The organism is Ramlibacter sp. MAHUQ-53 (assembly GCF_052600055.1).
Genome location: NZ_JBQWTS010000002.1, coordinates 159,724 through 175,155 on the forward strand (window position 1 = coordinate 159,724; position 15,432 = coordinate 175,155).

A 15,432-nucleotide genomic window follows, 5' to 3' on the forward strand; every position below is an offset into this window, starting at 1 on the left:
CCGGCCAGGTATGGCCTGGAATGGATGGACCATGGGATAAGTTCATGGCGGCCGCCATGCCTTCGCCCGGATACTGCGCCGGCACAACGACAACGACCAGGAGACGACCCGCCGGGACCCGGCGTCCCGCGGCACCCCCATGCTCACGAAGTTCTCGGTCCTTCGGCGCCGCGCCGACCTCGACCCCGCGCAGTTCGCCCGCCACTGGCGCACGACCCACGTCCACGTGCTGGTCGACCAGGCCGGCCACAAGGCCTACAACCGCCGCTACGTCCAGAACCACTTCCTCCATGACGCCGGCATTCCCGGCCTCTCCCGGGACTTCGACGGCGCGGCCCAGATGCTGCCGCCCGGCGACGGCGTGCTCGCCCGCGGCTTCCAGGACGACCCGCTCTACGCGCGCTTCGTGCGACCCGACGAACTGCTGTTCCTCGACGTGCCCGCCTGCCGGGTCGTCTACTGCGACAGCCTGGTCCTGCGCGCCGACCCGCAGGCTGCCGGCGTCAAGCTGCTGGAGTTCACGCGCCGCGCGCCCGGCCAGTCGCATGCGCAGTTCATGCAGGCCTGGGCCGGGCCGCAGGCGCAGGCGCTCCTCGCGCTGCCGGGCCTGCGCGGCCTGGCGTTGCACGAGGTGCGCCAGGAGGCGTTGCGCGGCATGGCCGCCGGCGAGCCGGTGGACGCGCGCACCGCCTGGGACGGCGTGCTGGAGCTGCGCTTCGCCACGCTGGAGGACCTGCGCGCCGCGCTCGCTGACCACCCCCGCCCCGAGGACCCGCTCGTGATGCGCTTCGCCGCCCGCGAGGACCTGATCTACGACGACACCGCCACCCGCTGAGAAACCCATGACCCAAGCCGCCACTCCCGCCCGCCTGCCCGTCGCCGTCATCGGCGCCGGCGCCATCGGCCGCATGCACATCGAGCGCATCGCCACCCACCCGGACGTCAGCCTCGCCGGCATCGCCGACCCCACGCCCGCCGCGCGCGAGCTCGCGCAGTCGCTGGGCGTGGCATGGTACGCCGACCCGATGGAGCTGGCCGCCACCACCACCGCCCGCGCCGCCATCGTCGCCACGCCCAACGCCACGCATGCGGACATCGGCATCGCCTGCCTCGAGCGCGGCCTGGCGACCCTGGTCGAAAAGCCCATCGCCGACACCCTGGAGAACGGCCAGCGCCTGTGCGACGCCGCCACCCGCCTGGGCGTGCCCCTGCTGGTGGGGCACCAGCGCCGGCACAACCCCATCCTGCGCAAGGCCCGCGAGCTGGTGCAGGCCGGCGCGCTGGGCCGCGCCGTCTCGGCCACCGCCATGGCCACCTGGCTCAAGCCGGACAGCTACTTCGAGCTGGCCTGGCGCCGCCAGGCCGGCGGGGGCCCGGTCCTGATCAACATGATCCACGACATCGACCTGCTGCGTTTCCTGCTCGGGGACATCCGCACCGTGCAGGCGGTCAGCTCCAGCGCCGTGCGCGGCTTCGAGGTGGAGGACACGGCCGCCGTGGTGGTGCGCTTCGCCTGCGGCGCGCTGGGCACGCTCACCGTGAGCGACGCCGCCGCCGCGCCCTGGAACTGGGACCTCGCCGCCGGCGAGGCCGCCCACTACCCCAAGCAGGACGTGGACGCCCTCTTCATCGCCGGCACCGAGGGCTCGCTCACGCTGCCCCAGCTGCAGTTCTTCTCGTACCGCGGCAGGCGCGGCTGGCACGACCCGCTGACGCAGGAGCGCACGCCCGTGCACCGGCAGGACCCCTACGTCGAGCAGCTGCGCCACCTGCGCGCGGTCGCCGAGGGCCGCGAGTCGCCCGTGTGCTCCGGCCCCGACGGCCTGCGCACCCTGCAGGCGACGCTGGCGGTGCACGAGGCCGCGCGCAGCGGCGCCACGGTGCACCTGCCGGCATGAGCCCGGGCTTCCTGGCCCACGTCGGCGTGCGGCTGCAGGCCGGCGAGCCGGGTTTGGCGGCCTGCTCGCTGCGCGTCGGCCCGCCGCACCTCAACCCGGGCTCCCGCCTCCACGGCGCGGTGGTCATGACGCTGCACGAGGCCGCGATGGCGCAGGCGCTTCGGGCGGCCGCTCCCCCCGCGCCCGGCGCGCGCGTGCTGCCCCTCTCGAGCCACTACGAGTTCCTCGCCGCCGCGCAGCCGGGCGAGGAGGTCACGGCCCGCGCCCGCGTCACCCGCGCGAGCCGCACCGTGGTCTTCATCGACAGCGAACTCACCGGCCCGCAGGGCCTGCTGTCCACCGCGCGCGGCCTGTATGGCCTCACCAGCGCGCCGCCGGGCGAGGCCGTGCCTTCCGCGCTGCCCGCCGGCCATGTGCGCTCCCCGTCGCCGGCCGATGCCTTCTCGCGCCATGCCGGCCCGCTGTACGAGAAGCCCTGCGAGGGCGCGCGCAGCTTCGGCGCCGTCGAACTGCTGCCGCACCACGACTCGCCGGGGGCCTTCGGCGGCCCGCTCGACCTGCTGCGGCTGCTGGGGGATGTCTGCCTCGGCCGCGCCGCCGAGCGCGCCAGCGGCGGGCGGCCCGAGGTCACGCTGGCCCTCACCTTCCAGTACCTGGGCGAATTGCGCGTGGGCGACGTGGTGGCGGCCACCGCGACGGCGTGCGGCGTCACCCCGCTGGGCGCGGCCCTCACCGGTGAATTCCACGTGGGCGACCGGCTCGTGGCCACGGCCAGCGGCGCCTGGAAATACATCGGCACGCGCTGAGGGGGGCAGCCATGTCGCGCCAGGCATCCTCCATACGAATAGTTCATTGGATCGGTTATGGCTCGCGCTTCACACTGCGATGCAGCCGATGCCGGTGACCCTGGGAGTCCTCCCGGCGCAGGCATCAACAGAACGACACCTACGGAGACGACATGAGACACCCCGCCCGACCCGCCGCCGCGCCCTGACCGGCGCCGCCGCCTTCCCCTTCCCCTGATCCCGGGCCGCGAGGCCCATCACCGCGGAGCCCCGCTTCCGCACCTGCCTGCGCGCCGGTGCGGCGGGCAGGCTCACGCCTCGAGAGGACGTGTCACGTGTTAGTGAGCAACCTGTTCAACGGCCTGGTCTACGGCGCATTGCTGATCGTGATGTGCTCCGGCCTGGCCCTCATCTACGGCCTGCGCCGGGTGGTCAATTTCGCCCATGGCTCGCTGTACATGCTCGGCGCCTACCTGGGCTACACCATCGCCGCGCAGAGCAACTTCTGGGTCGCCCTGGTGGCCGCCCCGGCCGTGATGCTGGTGGTGGGCGTGCTGCTGGATCGCTATGGCTTCCGCCTGCTGCAGGACCGCGAGCCGCTGACCGTGGTGCTCGTCACCTTCGGGCTGCTGCTGGTCATCGAGGACATGGTGCAGACCGTCTGGGGCAAGGCCAACCTCTCGGTGCCCGCGCCCGACGCGCTGAACTTCTCGGTGAGCCTGCTGGGCGCGCAGGTGCCGGCCTACCGCATCGGCGTGATCGTGGTGGGCGCGGCGGTGGCGCTGGGCCTGACGCTGTGGCTGCGCCATTCGCGCGCCGGCCTCTTCGTGCGCGCCGCCTCCACCGACCCCACCACCACCGCGATGCAGGGCGTGAACACCGACCTGCTGTCCGCCCTGGTGGTGGGCGTGGGCACCGCGCTGGCCGGCCTCGCCGGCGTGGTTGCGGCGCCCTTCCTGTCGCTGTCGCCCTCCATGAGCGCCGACGTGATCATCGACTCCTTCGTGGTGGTGGTGATCGGCGGCCTGGGCTCGCTGGCCGGCGCGTTCATCGCCGCCCTGGTCCTGGGGATGGTGCAGGCGATCGGCGCGGTGTACCTGCCCGACACCGCGGTGCTGCTGCCGTTCCTGCTGATGGCGGCGATCCTGGTCTGGCGCCCGTCCGGGCTCGCCGGCAACCGCACCTGAGGCCTTTCCTGGGAAACGACGCATGAAAACCTCCCGCATGTGCCTGGCCACCGTGGCCCTGCTCGCCCTCGGCGTGCTGGTGCCGGTCGTGGTCACCTCCAACTCGATGGTCAGCCTGTTCACGCAGGCCCTGATCAACGCCGTCTTCGCGGTGGGCGTGGGCCTGCTGCTGAAACAGAACGGCATGGTCAGCTTCGGCCATGCCCTGTACTTCGGCGGCGCCGGCTACGTCATCGGCATCCTGGTGCAGACGAAGGCGATGCCCGCCGAAGTGGCCATCCTGGGATCGCTCGCCGTGATGACCGTGCTGGCCTTCCTCATCGGCCTGATCGTGGTGCGCGTGCCCGGCATCGCCTTCGGCATGCTGACCCTGGCGATCGGCCAGATGGCCTACCTCACCGCCAACCGCGCCCGCGGCATGACCGGCGGCGCCGACGGCATGAACATCGACTGGCCGGCCACCCTCTTCGGCATCCCGCAGTCCGTGCTGTTCAAGCCGCAGGCCATGTTCATCCTGAGCTGGTCCACCCTGGTCGTGGTGCTGTTCCTGCTCGCCCTGCTGCTGCAAAGCCGCTTCGGCTCGATCACCGAGTCCGTGCGTGACAACGAGGAGCGCGCCCGCTTCATCGGCATCAGCACGGTGCTGCCCCGTGCCGCGGTGTACGCGCTGTCGGCCCTGGTGGCCGGCATCGCCGGCGTGCTGTCGGCGATCAACACCGGCTTCATCTCGCCGGAGCTGCTGCACTGGAGCCTGTCCGGGATGGTCATGATGATGGTCGTGATCGGGGGCTTCAAGGTGCTGTGGGGCCCGCCGCTGGGCGCCGTCGTCTACTTCCTGTTCAAGGACGTGCTGGGCGACCACGCCACGCACTGGATGTCGATCTTCGGCATGGTGCTGATCGCGGTGATCGTGTTCTCCCCCACCGGCATTGCCGGCGCCCTGCAGCGCCTGGCCCGCCGCCGCGGCGGCCGCGCGCTCGCCGTGTCCCCCGTTGCCGTGGAGGCCCGCCCGTGACCGCCGCACCTGACGTGATCCTCCAGGCCGAGGATGTCGCCATCCACTATGGCGGCGTGAAGGCCCTCGATGGCGTCGCCATCACCTTGCGCAAGGGCCAGATCCGCGGCCTCATCGGCCCCAATGGCGCGGGCAAGTCCACCGTCATCGACGCCATCACCGGCCGGCGTCCGCTCACCCGCGGCAAGGTCACCCTGATGGGGGAGGACGTCAGCGCCCTGGGCGTGGTGGACCGCCGCCGCCGCGGGCTCTCGCGCTCCTTCCAGCGCACCTCGATCTTCGGCCAGATGAAGGTGCGCCAGCAGGTCGAGCTCGCCTCGCACAAGATGGGCGTGGCCGACAGCCATGCCGATGCCGAGGCGGTGCTGCGCGAGCTGGACCTGCGCCATCTCGCCGACGCCACCGCCGAGGACCTGGGCTACGGCGAGCAGCGCCGCCTGGACCTGGCCCTGGCCCTGGTGGGCCGCCCCGGCGTGCTGCTGCTGGACGAGCCCATGGCCGGCCTCTCGGTCAAGGAGTCGCTGGACCTGGCCCAGCACCTGAAGGCCCTGACCTCCCGCTGGGATGTCTCGGTGCTGCTGGTGGAACACGACATGGACGTGGTCTTCGGCATCTCCGACGCCGTCACCGTCTTCGAGCTCGGGCGCGTGATCGCCCAGGGCTCGCCCGCCGAGGTGCGCGCCGACCCGCGTGTGCGCGAGGCCTACCTGGGGAGCGCCGCATGACCACCCTGCTCAGTCTCGAGGGCGTCAACGCCTACTACGGCTCCGCCCACATCCTGCATGGCCTGGACCTGCGCGTGGACGCCGGCGAGCGCGTCGCCCTGATCGGGCGCAACGGCGTGGGCAAGACCACGGTGGTCAACACCATCCTCGGCCTGGCCCAGATGAAGTCGGGCCGGCTGCGCCTGGGGGGCAAGGCCATCGAGCGCCCGCGCGCCTACATGGCCGCCCAGCACGGCCTCTCGGTGGTGCCGCAGGGCCGGCGCATCGTGGCCAACCTCAGCGTCGAGGAGAACCTGCTGCTGGGCGCTGCCGTCGGCCGCAAGGGCCCGTGGACCGTGCCCGCCATCTACAAGCTGTTCCCGATCCTGCAGGAGCGCGCCCACACCCCGGGCACCGCCCTGTCCGGCGGGCAGCAGCAGATGCTGGCGGTGGGCCGCGCCCTCATGACCAACCCCGCCCTGATCCTGCTGGACGAGCCCACCGAGGGCCTGGCCCCGGTGATCGTCGACCAGCTCGCGACCATCTTCCGGGCCGTGGCCGACGAGGGCACCGCGCTGCTGCTGATCGAGCAGAACATGAGCCTGGTCACCCGGGTCGCCCACCGTTACCTGGCCATGGCCAAGGGCTCGGTGGTGGCGCAGGGCGAGGTGGAGAACTCGCGCGAGGGCCTGAAGGACCTCGAGGCGCACGTCATGGTGTGAATGACGTGGATTCCGGCCGCCGGACCGTTTCCGGTGCAAAGAGTGTGAGGAGACTTCCGTGTTGAAACTCAAGAAACTGCAGGCCCTGCTGGCGACGGCGACCCTGGCTGCCGCCATCCCGGTGACGGCGCTCGCGCAACTGAAGGACCCGGTCAAGGTCGGCCTGGTCTCGTCCAAGAGCGGCGTGTGGGCCGAGATGGGCGAGGAGACCATCCGCGGCATCCGCTTCGCGATCGACGAGGTGAATGCCAAGGGCGGCATCGAGGGCACCAAGGTCGAAGTGGCCGAGGGTGACGACGAGAGCACGCCCGACGGCGGCCGCCGCGTCGCCGAGAAGCTGGCGCGTGACGGCTTCAACCTGATCATCGGCCCGATCGGCTCGGCCACCTCGCTGTCCATCATGCAGAACCTGGACCGCTGGGACGCCGCCTACTTCGCCACCCTGAGCAAGTCCGACAAGATCACCGGCGACACGTGCAAGTCGCGCGCCTTCCGCACGGTGCAGTCCGACGCCATGGACATGGCCATGATCAACGCCTGGGCCAAGAACCTCAAGGGCAACACCTTCGGCGTGATCGGCGCCGACTACGCCTGGGGCCGCGAGTCCTCCGAGTCGTTCCGCAAGGCGGCCGAGGCGCTGGGCAAGAAGGTGCCGGTGATGCTGTTCGCCCCCCTGGGCACCAAGGACTACTCGCCCTACATCTCGCAGCTCAAGGCCGCCGGCGTGGACGCCGTGTGGGCCGCCATCCCGGGCCGCGACGGCATCGCCTTCATGAAGCAGGCCGCCGAATTCAGCCTGACGCCCAAGACCGCGCTGCTGGGGCACGCCATGCTGTCGGACTTCATGCTGCGCGCCACCGGCAAGGTGCAGGACGGGATGGCCGGAACGCTGGGCTACGCCTCCGACATCGACACCCCGCGCAACAAGGCCTTCGTCGCCGCCTTCAAGGCGAAATTCAACCGCCTGCCCACCGAGACCGAGGGCCTGGCCTACCACGGCGCCACGGTGATGCTGGAAGGCGCCCGCCTGGCCAAGAGCGGCAAGCCCGCCGAGGTGTCCAAGGCGCTGCGCGGCGCCACCATCGACTCGGTGTACGGCCCGATCCAGGTGCGCGCGGCCGACCACCAGGTCATGGTCCCCAACTTCATGGGCCGCGCCAAGGTGGCCGACGGCGGCATGCGCTCCTTCGCCGAGCACACCTACGCCCCGGCGCTGATCCCGGCTGCCTCGCCGCTTTGCAAGATGTAAGAGGGCCGCGCGGCCAGCCCGCGCATTCCTGAACCCAGCCCGCTCCCGATCCCGCTGCGGCGCCCGGCGCGTCGCAGCGCGGGGGCGGCTGTTCCCGAAAAGACGCAGACACATGAACCAAGCACAGACCCCCGCGCGCCGCGAGACCGTCGACGTCGTGGTGATGGGAGCCGGCGGCTCCGGCATGGCCGCGGCGATCGCCGCCGCCGAGGAGGGCGCGCGCGTCATCGTCCTGGAGAAGAACCCGCACGTGGGCGGCACCACGCGGCTGTCGGTGGGCTCGATCACCGCCACCGGCACCCGCTTCCAGAAGGCCAAGGGCATCGCCGACACGCCCGACGAGCACTTCGAGGACATGTCGCTGTTCCTCACCCCCGAGCTGGCCGCCAAGGAGAACCTGGCGCTGCGCCGCGTGCTGGTGGACCATGCCCCCGAGACGCTGGAGTGGCTGATCTCCATCGGCCTGTGCTTCTACGGGCCCATGCCCGAGCCGCCCCACAACAAGCCGCGCATGCACAACGTGCTGCCCAACTCCCGCGCCTATGCCTACTACCTGCACAAGGAGTGCCGCCGCCTGGGCGTGGACATCCGCCTGAACGCGCGCGTCGAGCGCCTGGTGGTGGAGGGCGGGACGGTGCGCGGCATCGTCGCCGACACCGGTGACGGCCCCACCGAATTCATCGCCGCCGGCGGCGTGGTGCTGGCCAGCGGCGACTTCAGCGCCAGCGACTCCCTCAAGCGCGAGCACGTGCCGCACGCGATGCACGTGGACGCCATCAACCCCGCCAGCACCGGCGATGGCCACCGCCTCGCGCAGCAGGTGGGCGCCTGGATCCGCAACCCCGAGGTGATGTGGGGCCCCAGCATGCGCTTCAAGGCGCCGCCGGTGGAGACCCTGCTGCGCCGCCTGCCTCCCTACCGGTGGATCACCAAGCCGATGCAGTTCGCGCTGATGAACCTGCCGCTGTGGATGTTCCGCCCCTTCGTCACGCGCTTCATGACGGCTTCGCTCGCGCCCGAGCCCTCGATGCTGCGCGCCGGCGCCGTCCTGGTGAACCAGCAGGGCGAGCGCTTCGCCGACGAGCTGGACCGGCCCGAGCTGCAGGTGGCCCGCCAGCCCGGGAAGCAGGCCTACCTGGTGTTCGACCACCGCGTGGCCAGCGCCTTCGAACAGTGGCCGAACTTCGTCTCCACCGCGCCGGGCGTGGCCTACGCCTACCTCAAGGACTACCGGCGCACGCGCCCGGACCTGTACTTCGAGGCGCCGACGCTGGAGGCCCTGGCGCGCAAGATCGACGTGCCGGTCGAGTCGCTGCGCCGCTCGGTCGAAGGCTACAACCGCGAGCTCGCCGGGCGCCCGGGCGATGCCCGCCAGCCCGTCTCGCAGGGACCGTTCTACGCGCTGGGCCCGGTCATGAGCTGGATCGTCTTCACCGAGGGCGGTCTGGCGGTGAACACCCGCCACGAGGTGATCGACACCGCTGGCGCCGCCATCCCCGGCCTGTACGCCGCGGGCTCGGCGGGGCAGGGCGGCGCCCTGCTCGCCGGCCACGGCCACCACATCGGCTGGGCCATGGTCTCCGGCCGCCGCGCCGGCCGTTTCGCCGCGCAGCAGCGCCACACGCCCGCGCCGGCGACCGCTGCCGCGTCCCGACCCGGCCCTCAATCCGCATCCCACTCCGCGCCCGTCGAGGCGACCCCCGCATGAGCCAGGACTACACCCCCCCCACCTATCCCGTCGTCCAGTTCCTCGTGGCGCGCGGCAAGCCGCTGTCGATCGCCCTGGCCGCCGCGGTGCTGCTGCTGTCGCTGGGCGCCGGCGTCGCCACCGGCGCGCTGTGGATCGTGCCCGCGGGCGTGATCGCCGCCGGCGTGCTGCTCGGGCTGCTCCTGAGCTATGTCGAGGTGCTGCGGATCATCGCGGACACGCTGATCCCCAAGTACTGAGAAGGAGCGGACCATGACCGACGCTTCCTCCCCCGACGTGATCGTGATCGGCGCGGGCCTGGCCGGCCTGTCGGCCGCCAACCGCGTGGCGCAGGACGGCCTGTCCGTCGTCGTGCTCGAACAGGGCACCGACGAGGCCTACCTGTGCAACAGCCGCTACACCGGCGGCCTGTTCCACATCGCCATGGACGACATGGCCGGCGACCCGGCCTGGGTGCGCGCCAACCTGATGCGCGTGACCCGCGACACCGCCGACCCGGCGCTGGCCGACGCGCTCACGCAGAACGCGCGGCGCGCGCTGCGCTGGCTGTCCTCCCTCGGCGTGCGCTTCATCCAGGCCGGCCCCGACGGGCTGCGCCGCAACTCGCTCTCGCCCCCGGGCGTGCGCCAGACCGGCCTGAACTGGCGCGGCCGCGCCGGCGACGTGATGCTGCGCACGCTGGGCGAACGCCTGGCCGAACGCGGCGGGCGCATCCGCCGCGGCGTGACGGCCCGCCGCCTGGTCATGGAGGAGGGCGCCTGCGCCGGCGTGCAGGCCATCACCGCGCAGGGCGAGGCGATCACGCTGCGCGCGCGCAGCGTCGTCATCGCCGACGGCGGCTTCCAGGCCAACCCCGACCTCGTGCGCCGCTTCATCAGCCCGCGCCCCGAGCGCCTGCTGCAACGCAACGCCGAGACCGGCCGCGGCGCCGGCCTGCTCATGGCCGAGGCGGTGGGCGCGAAGCTGGTGGGCATGTCCGATTTCTACGGCCACCTCCAGCACCGCGACGCCTTGACGAATGGCGGCCTGTGGCCCTACCCGGTGGTGGACTTCCTGGCCACCGCGGGCCTGGTGGTGGACGGGCGCGGCCGCCGCTTCTGCGACGAGGGCCTGGGCGGCGTCTCGGTGACCAATGCCGTCGCCCGGCTGGACGACCCGCTGTCGGCGGTGATCGTGATCGACGAGGCGATCTGGAACGGCCCGGGCCGCGACTGGCTGCTGCCCGCCAATCCCTACCTCCTGAGCGCCGGCGGCAACCTGGTGAGTGCGCCCACGCTGGGCGAGCTGGCGGGCAGGCTGGGCCTGGACGCCGCGGTCCTGCAGGACACGGTGGACCGGTACAACCGCCTCGTCATCGGGCAGCCCGGCGCCGGCGAGCAGCCGGCGCGCAGCACCGGCGCCTACAAGGCCTGGCCGGTGCTGCTGGGGCCCTTCCACGCGGTGCCGGTGTGCGCCGGCATCACCTACACCATGGGCGGCATCGCCACCGACGCGAAGGCGCGCGTGGTCGACGACGCCGGCCGGCCGATCCCCGGCCTGTACGCCGCCGGCGCCTGCACCGGCGGGCTGGAGGGGCAGGGCGGCGCCTCGGGCTACTCCGGCGGCCTGTCCAAGTCCGGCGTCTTCGGGATGCTGGCGGGCGAGGCCATCGTCGCGAGCCTGCAGCCGGCCTGAGCCCGGCCCGACACACGAAGAGGATGGAAACGATGCAAGACACGCAAGGACGGGCCCCGGCCTGGGACGAGGAGGCCGACCTGGTGGTCGTCGGCGCCGGCGCGGGCGGCATGGGCTGCGCGCTGGTGGCGGCGCTCGAGGGGCTGAAGGCGGTGCTGGTGGAGAAGTCGTCGCAGGTCGGCGGCACGATGTCGACCTCGGCCGGCACCATCTGGATCCCCGGCAACACGCAAAGCCGCGAGGCCGGCTTCGACGACACCGCCGAGGCGGCCGATGCCTACATGCAGGCGCTCACCGGCGCGCCCGACCCCTCGGGCCGGCGCGCCGCCTACCTCGAGAGCGGCCCGCAGATGGTGGACTACCTGCGTGCGCGCAGCGACGTGCAGTTCGTCCCCTGCGGCAAGCACCCCGACTACCGCGACATGCCCGGCGCCGCCGTCACCGGCCGCGCGCTCGCACCCGCGCTGTTCGACGGCCGCCTGCTGGGGCGCGACTTCGAGCGGGTGCGCCCCCCCATCCCGGAGTTCATGGTGCTGGGCGGGATGATGGCGGGCAAGGCCGACATTCCTCGCCTGATCAACCGGTTCGGTTCGGTGTCCGACTTCCTCTACGCCGGCCGGCTGTTCCTGCGCTACCTCGGCGACCGCCTGCGCTTCTCGCGCGGCACGCGGCTGGTGATGGGCAATGCGCTGGCCGCGCGCCTGTTCCACAGCCTGCGCCGGCAGCAGGTGCCGGTCCTGTTCGACAGCACGGTGCGCGAGATGGTGCGCGAGGGCGACCGCATCACCGGCGTGGTGCTGGACGTCGCCGGCACCCCGCGCCGCATCCGCGCGCGCAAGGGCGTGGTGCTGGCCACCGGCGGCTACGGCCACAACCCGGCGATGCGCCGGCAGTTCATGCCCGCGCCCACGCCGCCGCTGACGGTGGCCTGCCCGACGAACACCGGCGACGGCATCGCCCTGGGCCAGCGCCTCGGCGCCGCCGTTCGCCCCGAGACGCAGGGCCCTGGCGCGTTCTGGACGCCGGTCTCGCGCACCCGCCGCCGGGACGGCAGCCAGGGCGTGTTCCCGCACCTGTCGCTGGACCGCGCCAAGCCGGGCCTGATCGCCGTGAACGGCGCGGGGCGGCGCTTCGTCAACGAGGCGGCGTCGTACCACGACTTCGTCGAGGGCATGTACGCCTCGCACCGCACCGCGCCGACGATGCCGGCCTACCTGGTGTGCGAGGCCGCCTTCGTGCGCCGCTACGGCCTGGGCGCGGTGCACCCGGGCACCCGCGACCTCGGCCCCGCCGAGCGCGAGGGCTACCTGGCGACCGGCGCCACGCTGGAGGAGCTGGCCCGCAAGATCGGCGTCGATCCCGGCGCGCTGGTGGCCACCGTCACCCGCTACAACGGCATGGCCCGGGCCGGCCGCGACCTGGACTTCGGCAAGGGCGATACCCAGCTCAATCGCTTCAACGGCGATCCGGCGGTGCAGCCCAACCCGTGCCTCGCGCCGATCGAGCAGGGGCCTTTCGTCGCGGTGGCCGTGTGGCCCGCGGAGATCGGCACGAGCACCGGCCTGGAGACCGACCCGAACGGGCGCGTGCTCGACGCGCAGGGCCGCCCCATCGGCGGCCTGTATGCCTGCGGCGCTGACATGGCCTCGGTCATGCTCGGCACCTACCCCGGCCCCGGCACCACGCTGGGCCCGGCGCTGACCTTCGGCTACCGCATCGCCCTGCATGCCGCCGGCAAGCTTGGCGAGCCCCGCCCCGCCGCCGCGCGCGCGGCTTCCGCCGCCGTCGCGGCCTGACCTGGACGCATCGCCATGAACACCGCCTACCTGCAGAAAACCTTCGGATTGGCCGGGCGCACCGCCCTGGTCACCGGCTCGGCCCGCGGCATCGGCCGCGCCATCGCCCAGGCCCTGGGCCAGGCCGGCGCGCGCGTCGTGGTCAGCGACATCGACGCCGCCGCCTGCGAGGACGCCGCGTCGCAGCTGCGCGCCCTGGGCCTGGACGCGCGCGCAGCGCCCTTCGACGTCTCCGACCTCGCCGCGGTGCAGGCCGCCCAGCGCACCCTGGCCGTGGCGGGCTGGAACGTCGACATCCTCGTGAACAACGCGGGCAACCAGAACCGCAAGCCGCTGGTGGACATGCTGCCGCAGGAGTGGCAGTCGCTGATGAACGTGCACGTGAACGGCGCCTTCCACTGCACCCAGACCTTCCTGCGCGGCATGTGCAGCCAGGGCTTCGGGCGCATCATCACCACCTCGTCGATTTCGGCCGAGGCGACCATGCCGAACATCGCGGCCTACACCACGGCCAAGGGCGCGCTGGCGGCCTTCACCCGCGCGGTGGCGGTGGAGTACGCGGCCTACGGCATCACGGCCAATGCCATCGCGCCAGGCTTCGTGCGCACCGAGTTCACCACCGGCCTGCAGACGCGCGCGGGCTTCGAGGACTTCCTGCGCCAGTCGGTCCCGGTGGGCCGGTGGGCCGTGCCGGAGGACGTGGCGCCGGCGGTCCTGTTCCTGGCCAGCGCCGGCGCCAGCTTCGTCACCGGGCAGCTGCTCGCCATCGACGGCGGCCTGCTCGCCAGCATGTGAGGCCCCGGGGGGGTGTATGCCTTTGGGCTATAGTCCGCGGCCTGACCACGACCCGTACATGACGCTGCCCGCATGAGCCTGGACTGGACGCACCGACTTCGCCTTCGCAACCTGCAGATGCTCCTGAGCCTCGCGCAGACGGGCAACATGAGCCAGTCGGCCGAGTCGCTGCACACCACGCAGCCGGGTCTGTCCAAGTGGCTCAAGGAGCTGGAGGAGGATGTCGGGCTGCCGCTGTTCGAGCGGCATGCGCGCGGGCTGCGGCCCACCACCTATGGCGCGGCCCTGATCGCGCACGCCCGGCGCATCGAGGCCCACCTGGACACCGCCCGCGACGACATGCAGCTGATGCGCGCGGGCAGCAGCGGCCTGGTCACCATCGGCTTCGCGGGCGCGTCGTCGGTGGACACCGTGCCGATGGCCGTGCTCAAGGTCAAGGACAAGCTGCCCTCGGCGCATGTGCGGATCCTGGAGAACAAGATCGACCAGCTGATGGACGCCCTGAGCAGCGGCGAGCTGGACGTGGTGGTCGGTCCCTCGGAGATGTCCACCCAGGACCCGCGCGTGCGCACCGAGGTGCTCTATGCGGAGCCGATCCACCTCGTCGCGCGCAGCCACCACCCGATCTTCGAGCGCGCCACCATCGACTGGGAGGCGGTGATGCAGTACCCGTGGGCCCTGTGGGCGCGCGGCACGCCGGTGCGCCGCGCACTCGACCGGGCGCTGGCCCTGGTGGGACAGATACCGCCGGCCAACCACGTGGAATCCAACTCCGCCACCCTCACCACCACGCTGCTCCTGCACAGCGACATGATCGGCGTGGCCTCGCAGCGCCCGGCGCTTCGCTACAGCCGGCTCAAGCTGCTCTCGGTCATCCCGCTGAACCTCGGCGTGCTCGGCTCCATCTCCATGTACTGGCGCGAAGACGCCCTGGACCGCATCGCGGTGCACACCGCGGTCGACGCGATCCGCGAGGTGGTGCGCGAGTTCTCGACGCAGGCGGCCACACCGCCCTGAGCGCCGGCGCGTCGATTGCCCGCGGGTCAGCGGCCGCGGGAAGGCGGCGGGACGACCGCCTGTTTGACTTCGCCCGCCTGGTTGATGCCACTCGCCTGGTTGATCCCTCCGGCCTGGTTGATGCTGCCCACCTGGTTCACGTCACCCATCTGGTGCCCCCGGCCCACCTGGTTCACGCCGCCAGGGCCGACGACATTCCCGTAGTTCACGCTGCCACCGAGCACGGCCGGGGTCGGCATGGGCTGGACCACGGGTGCGGGCGGAGTCCCCGAGCGCATGACCTCGGCGCCGCCAGGTACGGGGGCCTTGCCCAGTGAGTCATACATCTGCGCCATGGCCGCCGGGTTGCCCAGGTTCAGGGCCTCGACCGCGCCTTCGACCATGGCGTTGATGTCCATCGTCAGGGCGGTCCCCAGCCAGGTGGAGAGGTTGGATTGCAGCGCCGCCACCTGCTCCTTGGTGCACCGGGGCAGGTAGCGGCGCAGCCAGTCCTCGGCGAGCGCGGCGCGCTGCACCGGGTCGTGGGTGCGCATGCCCAGGGCCTTGAACTGGGCGACCACGCACATGGGCGGCGGCGGGCCGGGCCGGGCAGCCGCGCGCTTGCGCGCGGGGGCGGAGGCCGCCGGGGCGGGCGCGTCCGGCGGGGCGGAGGCTGCGGGCGCGGGCGCTGAAGCGGCTGCCGAGGCCGCCCGGGCCGGCGCTGCGGGCGCGGCAGGTGCGGGGGCCTGTGCCCGGGCCGCAGCGGCCAGCAGCAGGCCGAGGAGGAGGGCGAGGCGGTGGACCGGTCGGACGTGGCGCATGAAGGTGGATCGGCAGCAGCCGGCGAATCTTGAAGCCCCGCATCCCCGGCGCGCGGACCTCGCGCTTCGGCGCCCCCGCCGT

The 15,432-nt window shown here is 72.5% G+C and carries 15 protein-coding genes; 14 read left to right on the plus strand and 1 reads right to left on the minus strand.

Features of this window, described 5'->3' with window-relative positions; genetic code table 11:
* Positions 1-139: 139 nt before the first annotated feature.
* The 14 genes from ACT80S_RS04135 (at position 140) to ACT80S_RS04200 (ending at position 14,550) form a co-directional block, all read left to right on the plus strand.
* On the plus strand, positions 140-835 hold the full coding sequence (locus ACT80S_RS04135; protein ID WP_377412976.1) for an EthD domain-containing protein: 696 nt from the start codon (positions 140-142) through the stop codon (positions 833-835).
* Positions 836-842: 7 nt separating this feature from the next.
* A complete protein-coding gene (locus ACT80S_RS04140) occupies positions 843-1,898 on the plus strand; it encodes a Gfo/Idh/MocA family protein (protein WP_377412979.1) in 1,056 nt (351 codons plus the stop codon).
* Positions 1,895-2,704, plus strand: a complete 810-nt coding sequence (locus tag ACT80S_RS04145) for a PaaI family thioesterase (protein WP_377412982.1) — start codon at positions 1,895-1,897, stop codon at positions 2,702-2,704. The genes ACT80S_RS04140 and ACT80S_RS04145 overlap by 4 nt, the downstream gene beginning before the upstream one ends.
* Positions 2,705-3,018: 314 nt before the next feature.
* Positions 3,019-3,870, plus strand: a complete 852-nt coding sequence (locus ACT80S_RS04150; protein WP_377412985.1) for a branched-chain amino acid ABC transporter permease — start codon at positions 3,019-3,021, stop codon at positions 3,868-3,870.
* 22 nt (positions 3,871-3,892) lie between these two features.
* The gene (locus ACT80S_RS04155) at positions 3,893-4,885 is read left to right on the plus strand and encodes a branched-chain amino acid ABC transporter permease (protein ID WP_377412988.1); all 993 of its coding nucleotides are present in this window, start codon (positions 3,893-3,895) and stop codon (positions 4,883-4,885) included.
* A complete protein-coding gene (locus tag ACT80S_RS04160; protein WP_377412991.1) occupies positions 4,882-5,610 on the plus strand; it encodes an ABC transporter ATP-binding protein in 729 nt (242 codons plus the stop codon). Before ACT80S_RS04155 ends, ACT80S_RS04160 begins: the two co-directional genes overlap by 4 nt.
* Positions 5,607-6,311 carry an ABC transporter ATP-binding protein gene (locus ACT80S_RS04165; protein WP_377412994.1) on the plus strand — a complete coding sequence of 235 codons (705 nt, stop codon included), beginning with the start codon at positions 5,607-5,609 and terminating at the stop codon, positions 6,309-6,311. Before ACT80S_RS04160 ends, ACT80S_RS04165 begins: the two co-directional genes overlap by 4 nt.
* Before the next feature lie 58 nt (positions 6,312-6,369).
* Positions 6,370-7,560, plus strand: coding sequence for an ABC transporter substrate-binding protein (locus tag ACT80S_RS04170; protein WP_377412997.1), 1,191 nt, complete (start codon positions 6,370-6,372; stop codon positions 7,558-7,560).
* A gap of 112 nt (positions 7,561-7,672) precedes the next feature.
* Positions 7,673-9,268: an FAD-dependent oxidoreductase gene (locus ACT80S_RS04175; RefSeq protein ID WP_377413000.1), complete on the plus strand. Its 1,596-nt coding sequence runs from the start codon at positions 7,673-7,675 to the stop codon at positions 9,266-9,268.
* Positions 9,265-9,507 (plus strand): hypothetical protein, encoded by a 243-nt coding sequence (locus ACT80S_RS04180; RefSeq protein ID WP_377413003.1) that lies wholly within the window; start codon positions 9,265-9,267, stop codon positions 9,505-9,507. The genes ACT80S_RS04175 and ACT80S_RS04180 overlap by 4 nt, the downstream gene beginning before the upstream one ends.
* A 13-nt stretch (positions 9,508-9,520) precedes the next feature.
* Positions 9,521-10,942, plus strand: coding sequence for an FAD-dependent oxidoreductase (locus ACT80S_RS04185; protein ID WP_377413006.1), 1,422 nt, complete (start codon positions 9,521-9,523; stop codon positions 10,940-10,942).
* Between the two features lie 32 nt (positions 10,943-10,974).
* On the plus strand, positions 10,975-12,738 hold the full coding sequence (locus tag ACT80S_RS04190) for an FAD-dependent oxidoreductase (RefSeq protein ID WP_377413010.1): 1,764 nt from the start codon (positions 10,975-10,977) through the stop codon (positions 12,736-12,738).
* Between the two features lie 15 nt (positions 12,739-12,753).
* The gene (locus tag ACT80S_RS04195; RefSeq protein ID WP_377413014.1) at positions 12,754-13,533 is read left to right on the plus strand and encodes an SDR family NAD(P)-dependent oxidoreductase; all 780 of its coding nucleotides are present in this window, start codon (positions 12,754-12,756) and stop codon (positions 13,531-13,533) included.
* 78 nt (positions 13,534-13,611) lie between these two features.
* The gene (locus ACT80S_RS04200) at positions 13,612-14,550 is read left to right on the plus strand and encodes a LysR family transcriptional regulator (protein WP_377413884.1); all 939 of its coding nucleotides are present in this window, start codon (positions 13,612-13,614) and stop codon (positions 14,548-14,550) included.
* Between the two features lie 26 nt (positions 14,551-14,576).
* On the opposite strand, the gene ACT80S_RS04205 is transcribed toward ACT80S_RS04200, so the two are convergent.
* Positions 14,577-15,350, minus strand: a complete 774-nt coding sequence (locus tag ACT80S_RS04205; RefSeq protein ID WP_377413017.1) for a hypothetical protein — start codon at positions 15,348-15,350, stop codon at positions 14,577-14,579.
* Between the last annotated feature and the right edge of the window lie 82 nt (positions 15,351-15,432).